Origin of the sequence: Hydrogenimonas sp. (assembly GCF_029932565.1) — a bacterium.
GTDB lineage: Bacteria > Campylobacterota > Campylobacteria > Campylobacterales > Hydrogenimonadaceae > Hydrogenimonas.
The window spans coordinates 1-9,604 of sequence record NZ_JAOZPV010000070.1 but is presented as its reverse complement, the minus strand read 5'-3'; the positions used below and the strand labels follow the sequence as shown (position 1 = coordinate 9,604).

General features: G+C 48.8%; 8 protein-coding genes. 1 reads left to right on the top strand and 7 read right to left on the bottom strand.

The window, feature by feature from the left end; all coding sequences use genetic code 11:
• Positions 1-76: 76 nt before the first annotated feature.
• Entirely contained in the window at positions 77-2,290 is a 2,214-nt protein-coding gene (bamA, locus tag Q1K24_RS07995) for an outer membrane protein assembly factor BamA (protein ID WP_300368574.1), read from the bottom strand.
• Between the two features lie 161 nt (positions 2,291-2,451).
• On the opposite strand from bamA, the gene Q1K24_RS07990 reads away from it, so the two are divergent.
• Positions 2,452-3,279, top strand: a complete 828-nt coding sequence (locus Q1K24_RS07990) for a prephenate dehydrogenase (protein ID WP_300368571.1) — start codon at positions 2,452-2,454, stop codon at positions 3,277-3,279.
• A 69-nt stretch (positions 3,280-3,348) separates the two neighbouring features.
• Here Q1K24_RS07990 and Q1K24_RS07985 read toward each other — a convergent pair whose 3' ends face one another.
• Genes Q1K24_RS07985 through Q1K24_RS07960 form a run of 6 tightly spaced genes read right to left on the bottom strand, consistent with a single transcriptional unit; the run spans position 3,349 to position 9,491 of the window.
• Positions 3,349-4,791, bottom strand: coding sequence for a BatD family protein (locus tag Q1K24_RS07985; protein ID WP_300368568.1), 1,443 nt, complete (start codon positions 4,789-4,791; stop codon positions 3,349-3,351).
• Positions 4,775-6,406 carry a VWA domain-containing protein gene (locus Q1K24_RS07980; RefSeq protein WP_300368565.1) on the bottom strand — a complete coding sequence of 544 codons (1,632 nt, stop codon included), beginning with the start codon at positions 6,404-6,406 and terminating at the stop codon, positions 4,775-4,777. Before Q1K24_RS07980 ends, Q1K24_RS07985 begins: the two co-directional genes overlap by 17 nt.
• Before the next feature lies 1 nt (position 6,407).
• Positions 6,408-7,310, bottom strand: a complete 903-nt coding sequence (locus Q1K24_RS07975; protein WP_300368562.1) for a VWA domain-containing protein — start codon at positions 7,308-7,310, stop codon at positions 6,408-6,410.
• A complete protein-coding gene (locus Q1K24_RS07970; protein ID WP_300368559.1) occupies positions 7,300-7,701 on the bottom strand; it encodes a hypothetical protein in 402 nt (133 codons plus the stop codon). Before Q1K24_RS07970 ends, Q1K24_RS07975 begins: the two co-directional genes overlap by 11 nt.
• The gene (locus Q1K24_RS07965; RefSeq protein ID WP_300368556.1) at positions 7,698-8,534 is read right to left on the bottom strand and encodes a DUF58 domain-containing protein; all 837 of its coding nucleotides are present in this window, start codon (positions 8,532-8,534) and stop codon (positions 7,698-7,700) included. Before Q1K24_RS07965 ends, Q1K24_RS07970 begins: the two co-directional genes overlap by 4 nt.
• Positions 8,535-8,543: 9 nt before the next feature.
• Positions 8,544-9,491: a MoxR family ATPase gene (locus Q1K24_RS07960; RefSeq protein WP_300368553.1), complete on the bottom strand. Its 948-nt coding sequence runs from the start codon at positions 9,489-9,491 to the stop codon at positions 8,544-8,546.
• Between the last annotated feature and the right edge of the window lie 113 nt (positions 9,492-9,604).

Below are 9,604 nucleotides of genomic sequence, written 5' to 3'. Positions count from 1 at the left end.
TCTCAACGCTTGACCAATGACCAATGACCAATGACCAATGACCAATGACCAATGAGCGGCACGTTAAGCGTCTATATCAAAACTGTTGTCCCATCGTAAATTCGAAGTTGGAGGTTTTGTCGCCATCCTCTTCCATCAGCGGATAGGCGAAAACAAGGCTGATAGGCCCCATCGGTGAAAACCACTCAATTACAGCACCCGTACCGGCTCGGGTAAAATCATCGAAATTGTCGTCTCCAATCATGCCGTAGTCAAAGAAGAAAGCCAGACGCATCTTGGCCGACTCGACAAGAGGAATACTCGCTTCGACCGAATTGGAAAAGGTATATTTGCCACCCGTTCGATATCCATTCTCTTCGCCACCGATCGACCCCGATTCATATCCGCGGACAGTCCGTACACCACCCATGTAGTATTTCGCACTGATCGGCAATTTATCGTCATATCCGAAAACACCGAGACGCGCTTTGTAACGCAGAATCAGATCGTAATTGATGTAATCCTCCATTCCCTGAAAAATGGAAAAATTCATATAGTTTTTGTTGTATTCCGCATCGCCGCCCAAACCTGCGAACTGGGAACTGATCCCGAAAATCATCCCGTGACGAGGCAGATAATAGTCATCGGTGTTGTTAAAGCGCAGACTGAGCGTACCGGCACTCGTGACAAAATCGTTGTTGGCATAAAATTCATAATCCGGAAATTCCGGATCGATATCGGAAAGCTCTGTCGAGTAGTATTGATACATGATGGATGCATGCCAATACCGTGCAATCTGCCGTCCGAGCGATACAGAACCACCGAACCGTTTTTCCGTATAGTCGTAGTTTTCGAATTCGTTGTGATAGATATTGAACCCCGCACTGTAGTCGCTGTCCCAGACCCTGGGATTCGTGATATTGAAATTGAAATTTGTCCGATGGCGGGAGAGATCGGTACTGAGCCCCAGTGAGAGGCCGCTTCCGAAAATATTTCTATCATTGACGGCGGCATTGAAAATGATGCCGTCATAACTCCCATAGCCACCCCCGACCATAATGTTCCCTGTTTGCGCCTCTTTGACATTGACAACCAGATCCATCTCATGTTCATTGATACGCCGTTCGTCGATGACGACATTTTCAAAATATCCGGTACGCATCAGCGCCGCTTTGGAATCTTTCATATCGGTCAGGTTGTAGAGATCGCCCGGGGCCAGGAAAAGTTCACGTCGGACTACCCGGTCCAGTGTCCTAGTATTTCCGGATATTACAACATCGCGAATGTAGACTTTGTCACCTGGAAAAATTTTGTACTTGACAATGGCAGTATGGTCTTTCTCGTTTTTCGAAAAATCGGGAATGATTCGCACATAGGCATACCCCATGTTTGCAACGATCTCTTTGATCTTTTCCATATCCCAACGCAGATCGTCGATATTGAAGACATCGCCCGCATCGACCTTGAGGTCATCTTTCAAAATGACCGGATCGATCACCGGTTTTGCAAGTTCGACCTGAATGTCTTTGACCGTATAAACAGCACCTTCTTCAATTTTAAAATCGAGAATGGCGCTATACTGATTGAAATCGACACGCAGCAGCGGATCGTCGACTTTTGCATCGAGATAGCCGTGGCGCATATAAAAATCACGGATACGCGGAGCTTCATATTTGAGCTGGTCGATTTTCACTTTACCATCGTTGAAACCCCACATCCAGCCCATAAAATCGCGTTCACGGTTGGCCATGACACTCTCGATATCCTCTTTTTCGAGGTATTCCGCACCGCAGAGATTGAGCTTTCTGATAATGATGTTTTCACCTTTGTTGACTTTGAACTCAACTTTGACGCTGCCGGTTTCCAGTGTTGTCACTTCCGTTTCGACGACCGTATCAAAGAAGCCTTCCGCTTCGATGGCGCCACGAATCAGAGCTTCCGCCTTTTCGATTTTTCGCTCATCGTAGATGTCACCTTTATGAAGCCCTATTGCAGAGAGCAGCTCCTCGCGTTTGTTCTCTCCGTATCCACTGAAAATGATTTGGGAAATAACCGGCTTTTCCGTGAAATGGAATGTCAAAACTCCGTGCTCTTCAGTCACCCAGATATCTTTGAAATAGCCCTGTCCAAAGAGTTTTCTGATCGCCTCGTCCACTTTTTCGATATCGATCTCTTCACCGGGGTGTATGCCCGTTATCTCCTGAGCTATATCATTGGAGAGGTGCAACAAGCCCTCAAATTTGATCTCTTTGATCTGCTGGGCACTCGCGAATACCACCGTCATCAAGATGGCAGACAAAATACGTTTCATTTATTTCCTCATTGTCGGGCATCAATTTACAAATTTCGCATAAAAAGGCTTCAAGTCTATCATTTTTTCGATTAAACCCGAATTATGATGATTGAATCGATTAATCTCTATCAAACGGACTCTGCGTTACAATTTTAGACTTTTTATCCACGGGAGCAATGATGGTTGTTGGAATTGTTGGATTGGGCCTAATGGGAGGATCGATGGGACTCGCTCTTCGAAGTCTTCCCCAGGTAAGTCGTATTGTCGGACATGATCATAATCCCCACCACTGCAACGAAGCGATCAAGCTTCATCTCGTCGATGACATCGTGTCGTGGGAGGAACTCAAACGGAGCGACATTATCTTTCTGGCCATTCCGGTCGAAGGGATCATCAAGGCACTCAACAACATGACGGATGTCTCTCCGCTCTGTACGATCATCGATCTTGGCAGTACCAAAGCGAAAATCGTCGACAGTATTCCGAAAAAAATCCGGAAAAACGTAGTGGCAGCCCACCCGATGACAGGAACGGAAAAATTCGGTCCGTCGGCTGCCCTTGCCAACCTTTATCGCGACAAAATCGTCGTTCTTTGCGATCTCGAAGAGAGTGGAGAGCTGCAGAGGGCGACGGCCAAAACGATTTTCCGTGAACTGGGCATGAAAATCGTGACAATGGATGCTCATGAACACGACCGCCACGCCGCGTATATCAGCCACCTCCCCCATGCCATCAGCTATGCCCTGGCCAACGCCGTCATGGCGCAGGAAGATGCCGAAAACATTCTGATACTCGCCGCCGGAGGGTTTCGCGACATGAGCCGTCTGGCCAAAAGCTCTCCGCTCATGTGGGAAGAGATTTTCAAACAGAACAGGAGCAATCTTCTGGCCGCGATGGACCATTTCGAAGAGGAACTTCGCGTCTGTCGGAAACTGATCAACGATGCCGACTGGAAAGGGCTCTACAACTGGATGGAAGAGGCGCAGAAACTACACGATATTCTATAAAAATATTGCATTTGGCACTCAACCAATACCCCGTGCCATTCCCGCTTATAGGGATTTTCGAGATGGGCTCTAATCCCTTTTCAACTCTTTCATCAATTTCTCGAATGCCTTTCTCTCCACCTTCACCGCTTTGCCTTCAAAGATTGCCGCATAGATGTTCTCTGCCATCTGCGCCGCCTCTTTCGATTCGGAAATATAAGGCATAAGCCGCTGAAGCATCACTGCATCACCTCCAACGGAATAGAGTGTGAGTCGCCTCTTTTCCCTTCGTCGTCGTCCCCATCGCATCAATAGATACATCACGCCCATGCCCAGCAGAAAAGCCAGGGCCAGATTCATATAGATCCACATCATATCCATCTTCCCTTCCCATTTCAATACGTTTTCACTCTTGCTACGGATATGTGAAACAGCCGCTCCCGCTCCTGTCACTTCGATCGAAATCGGCTCACTCGCAGCCGTTTCAATCCTCTCTCTGTCCGGGTCGAAATAGCGTATGCCAAATGACGGAATCGTAAAAGATTTCTCGGCGATAAGCACATAGCGTTTCTCCCATGAGCCTCGGTATACCCCGTGACTGTAGTGCTGTTCGATCTTCGGCTCCTCGCCGTAAATGGTCACACCGTCGATCTGAAGAGACGGCAATTCGAAATCTTCGATATTCCCTTCGGCTTCCACATGCACCATCAATGAAACAGGATTGCCTTTTTCGACTCTCCGGGGAGATGCTTCCGAATGGATTGTAAAATTTCCAACGAGCCTAACTCCTTCCGGAAGGGGTTCGACATGCAGGTCGACCGACCGGCTCGAGAGGGTTATCCATTGCGGCCGACGCACGATGAAACCGAATGCATCCCGAATCTTTTTCGTCATCGCCACCTTCACTTCGGCAGGACCTATCGTCAACGTTCCGGCAATCTGCGGAAAAAAGAGATAGTGGATTTCATGTACCAAATAATCTCCCTCCGCATACGTACGTTTTTTGTCGACCCGTTTGACCCAAAAGTTCTCATACCGTATCGGAACGAAATCGACATTCATGACCGGGATATCGCGCTTCTCCCTGAATCGGATCGTCACGTCCACCATCTGTCCCACATAAGCAGTAGTCCGACTCGTTTCCATTTCGATTTTGAAATCATCCGAAATCCGTTTCCCTGCCGGTTGGACCTGCACAAAGAGAGGATTCGTTTTCTCGACTTTTCCATCGACGACAACCTCATAGGAAGGAATCGTCACACTTTTTTTCGGAGTGAACGCGAAGAGTTTGATCCACTTCACCACCGTACGGTTCTCTTCGAGCCGTTCGAATCGCTGCATACCCTCTGTCGTTACGTTGTATTCATCTATCGTTGCTATATCGGGAAATCGGATATCTTCACCCTCTGCCTCGATCGTCATTTCGACCGATTCACCCGCAATCACGGGATTTTCATCCACACTCACCTTGACTTCGGCAGCCAGGGGAATCAGTGCCAACAGCAATAGAATCACTCTACCAGGGATCGACATCGCTATCCTCCTCTGGTTGTGTAAGTGGATAGAGCTTGGATTTGAGCGGCTGCCTCGCGATCAACCGCATCCATTTCTTCTCTTCTGCCTGACTCAGTTTTCTCGTTTTGGTCCGCTTTCTGTTCATACCGGGAGTCTGCGACCGCTCATTGGATGCGGAAGCAGCCGATGAATGTCTCTTCTCTTTTTTCTTCTCCTTTTCTCCTTTCGAACCTTTTCCCTCTTTCGGATTCTCACGAAGCGCTTTCATTACCAGTTCCAGATTGTATCGTGCATCCGGATCCTCTCCCAACGCGAGCACTTTGCGATAGAGCGCGGCTGCCCGCTCCAACGTACCGAGTTTTACCTGGCAATTGGCCATATTATAGAGTTTTGCCTGTTCCACAGTCCTATCGGAAGTTACGACTTTCTCATAGGCATCGCATGCCATTTTGTATCGGCCGCTTCGATAGTAGCTGTTTCCAAGATCGAACCATACTTCGCTCTTTGGCGTATGTATGGCAAGTTTTTCAAAAGCGTCCGTACTCGCTTTGTAATCACCTTTTCGATACGCCTTCTCCCCCTTCTCGATCAATATGAAATCGAGTACGCCGGCTTCCGATTCCGTGTGAATTCCCGATATCATAAGCACGATGAGAAATCCGGCTGCCCGTCGCCTTCCCATCCCAACCGAATAGAGTGCGAAAGGGAGTATTACCAGCGCAAGTACCAAAGGATAGTAGAAAAGTTCAATACGGCGATGAACGATTTTTTCATAAGTTTTCGAATCTGCCGACACGTTCTTCAGAAACTCGATGATTCTTTTCTCATCACTCTGTGACAGCGAGGCATCGACATAGATCCCTTCCGTCTCACTTGCGAGGCGTTCGAGCTTCGTATTGGCCCGACTCACGACAATCTCTCCCTCTCCCTTTCGTATCATCGTATGACTATCGAACGGAATCGGTGCACCTTTGGATGTGGCGACCATCCATACGATCACACGAAGATGATGCTCTTTGGCCTGTTTCACCAACGGTTCAAGAGCCGTTTCGCCACCATCCGTAACCAGCAACATCAGCCTGTCCGAACTTTTTTCAAGCAGTTTCGCTGCCCCTGCAATCGCGGAAGAGAGCTTCGTACCTTTTGCTGTGACCATATCGGGCGAAACTCTTTCGAGCAAAAACGCAAGACTCTCACGATCTGTCGTCAACGGGGCTATGATAAATGCGGAGGTGGTGAATCCAACGAGACCGATACGACCGGCGGGAAACTTGGGCAGAACCTCTTTGAGCTTCTGTTTCGCGAACTCCAGTCTGTTCGGATAGAAGTCAGCCGCTTTCATCGAGTCCGACAAGTCCAGTGCGATGACCAGATCGACGCCGCGTGTTTTGACATGCTGTTCTCCCTGTTCGATGACCGGTTGGGCAAGTGCCAGCGTCATAAAAAAAAACGAGAGGAACATCAGAGTATTATGGCCGGCACGTCCGAGGCCATCCCCGCTGATACGCAGCCGTTCAAGCGTTTTGGCATCAAAAATACGTTCAACAACATCTCTGTTCGTCGAGATAAGATAGATCAGAACGGCGGCAGGTATCAGCATCATATAGATGAATTCCGGAAAGAGGAACTTCATATCACGCCGCCTCGCTTCGATTCAACAAAAAGAGGTAAGCGAGCAGAGACATCGCCGCGACAAAAAGAGGATAGCTGTAGAGATAGGTGGTTTTCGTTACCGGCTGCTGTTCCACCTCGGAGGGCTCCAGTGCATCAATCCCGGCATACACTTTTTCGAGCATGTTCGGATTGGATGCCGAAAAAAATTTTCCTCCCGTTTTTTCCGCCAGCTGTTTGAGTATCACCGGGTCGTAATCGTGCGAACGTCCGACGCCGATGGTGTAGAGTTTGATGTTATACTGTTCCAGCAGCTTTTCGGCCACCTGCAGAGGAATCTTTCCAGCGGTATTGCGCCCATCGGTCAACAGGATCATCACTTTGCTTTTCGCTTCCGAATCTTTCAGCAGCTTCGTTCCCATAGCCATCGCATCGTAAATGGCTGTACGCTCACCGGCCATCCCGACTTCCAGATAGGGTACCATCGCCGCCAGAACCGCATGATCGAATGTCACAGGAGACGCAACATAGGCGAACTCTCCAAAAACAACCAATCCAAGCCTGTCATGTCGCCGTTTTTCGATGAAACGCTTCAGCACCTCTTTAAGGGTTTCGAACTTGTTCTCCTTCTGTACGATCGAAAAACTCTCGTCCATGGAACGGCTCGCATCGACGACCAGGACCATATCCCGACCGGGTGCATGCGATGGAACCAACTCTTCGGTCATAACGGGCGATGCCAGCGCCACGATCGTTCCGCTCCATACCATCCATTTGAATGCCTGCATCAACGAGACGTTTCGGACAGTTTTGGCAATCCGCTCCACATGAGGGAAATAGAGCAGATCGAGGCGTAGCGGACATTTCCATTCACACAGGAGAAAAAGCGGTATAGAGAGAAAAACCCATGAGTATTCAAAGTGCATCGTGTGACATCTCGATAAAGAGTTTCATGAATCGCTTCGTCTCCTCATCCAGGAGCGGAACCTCTTTTTTGTATTTGTAACGCTCAAGCCGGGGAATGAGTTGTTCTAGGATCTCTTCACGGCGTTTGTCTTCCGCCAGCAGGCGTCCATATTTTGTCATAATATAGGCTGCTTTTTTGGCATTTCCATAATCGATTCTATCGAGCTGTTCAAGCCAGCGGATACGTGGATCGATCGCTCTGTGGCTCTGCCACCATCTCCATGCAAAAAATGTAATCGTTCCTGCAACAAGCAGCCCCACAACGAGAAGACCAAGAAAGAGATAGATCGATATATCGGGAATCGGCAGCAAAGGTTTGATATCGCGGATCGGCAATTCGTTCGGATTCACACCCTGCCTCCAAAAAGCTTGATCAGTTTGCCAAACGGGTCGTCATCGGTATAGATTTTGACAAAACGGATTCGATGTCTGTGCAAATGGTGATAGAGCGCTTTGTCACTGGCGATGATGTGGGCCCGATATTTTTCGACGCTGCGTTGTCCGAAATGGGTCTGCAGAGTCGAACCGTTTTCCGGATCAACCAAATGGACCTGTCCGAGCGGCCTGGGATGCTCTTCGAAACGATCCCGTACGATCACGGCGATCACTTCATGCCGTTTGCTTAGCAATCCAAGGTCCAGAGGCGCCAGAAAATCACCGATGACAAAAAGCACACTCCGCCGCTTGATACGCCGGAAGAGTTGACGCGCTCCATCAACATAATCGGCTTCTCTTCCCAATACACGCATCGCATCGATCGACTCCACAAACCGATTGACGCCAAAAAGCCGTTTCGTCGCTCTTTCAACGTTTTCCACCGACTTAGTCACAACCGCCCCGGTAAAAAGATCACCGTTTTTCACGGCGGAATAGCCAAGAATAGCCGCCACCTCCGCGACGACCTCCTGCTTGATACGATGAGTACCGAAAAAGAGGCTGCCACCCATCATACATGCAGCCACAACATGGAGTTCCCTCTCTTCGTGAAAGAGTTTGACATAGGGTTTCTGGAGTTTCGCCGTAATGGTCCAGTCGATCTTTCGGATGTCGTCACCGATCTGATATTCGCGAAGTTCACTGAAATCGTAACCCTCGCCATGAAAGAGAGAGGGGTTGTTACCGATCATCTCCGAAAAAACCTGACGCTTCGTTTTGATCAGCAGCGTTTTGAGCCGTTTGTTCACCAGTCTGCCCTATGGAATCGCAACAGTTTCGAGCACTTTGTCGATCACGAGATCGGAACTGATCTCCTCCGCCTCCGCTTCATAACTGAGAATGATGCGGTGACGGAGAATCTCCTTGGCCACATAGGCGATGTCCACCGGCGAAACGAAATCCTTGCCACGCAGATACGCTTGCGCACGGCTCGCTTTGTAGAGGTCGATCGAAGCACGCGGACTTGCCCCGTACATGATCCATTTTTCGATCGATTCGAGACCATATTTTTTCGGTTCGCGCGTCGCGAAGATCAGATCGACGATATACTTTTCCACCTCTTCATCGATGTGGATTTCCCTGACACTCTTCTTGATGGCAAAGATATCCTCTTTGCTGGCTACTTCCTGGACATCGCCCAGAGCATCGTTCGCTACACGTCGTGCGATCTCCAATTCCTCTTCCGGTGTGTTGTAGCCCACAACCAGTTTCATCATGAAGCGGTCCAGCTGGGCTTCGGGAAGATTGTACGCCCCCTCCTGCTCTACCGGGTTCTGTGTCGCCATTACGAGAAACGGCAGATCGATTTTGAAACTCTCTTCGCCAATCGTTACCTGACGTTCCTGCATCACCTCCAGCAGTGCCGACTGCACCTTCGCCGGTGCACGGTTGATCTCATCGGCCAGTAAAAGATTGGTAAAGACCGGACCCTGTTTGATCTTGAACGTATTATTCTTCGGATCGTAAATTTCTGCACCGATAATATCACTGGGAAGCAAATCGGGTGTAAACTGCACCCGCTTGAAGGTAAGTCCAAGCGCCCTGGAAAGAGCATTGACTGTCGTCGTCTTGGCAAGGCCAGGCACCCCCTCGAGCAAAATATGCCCGTCACATGCCAGCCCGATCAAAAGCCCATCGATCATCTTTTCCTGACCAACAACCACTTTTTTGATTTCATTCCGGATTTTATCGATTATCTGTCCCATTACGACTCCATATACATAATGAACGATTGTAGCGGTATTTTTATTATAAGTGTGTATATTGGATGGGTTAATAAGTTTTTTAATTCTGGGATATTCAAGAGTATATAAGAGAG

What these genes read in the sequence shown, in the direction of transcription:
- Q1K24_RS07980 (WP_300368565.1), bottom strand. Translation starts at nt 6,406, where the DNA reads ATGAAGTTCCTCTTTCCGGAATTCATCTATATGATGCTGATACCTGCC.
- Q1K24_RS07985 (WP_300368568.1), bottom strand. Translation starts at nt 4,791, where the DNA reads ATGTCGATCCCTGGTAGAGTGATTCTATTGCTGTTGGCACTGATTCCC.
- Q1K24_RS07975 (WP_300368562.1), bottom strand. Translation starts at nt 7,310, where the DNA reads ATGCACTTTGAATACTCATGGGTTTTTCTCTCTATACCGCTTTTTCTC.
- Q1K24_RS07990 (WP_300368571.1), top strand. Translation starts at nt 2,452, where the DNA reads ATGGTTGTTGGAATTGTTGGATTGGGCCTAATGGGAGGATCGATGGGA.
- Q1K24_RS07960 (WP_300368553.1), bottom strand. Translation starts at nt 9,491, where the DNA reads ATGGGACAGATAATCGATAAAATCCGGAATGAAATCAAAAAAGTGGTT.
- bamA (WP_300368574.1), bottom strand. Translation starts at nt 2,290, where the DNA reads ATGAAACGTATTTTGTCTGCCATCTTGATGACGGTGGTATTCGCGAGT.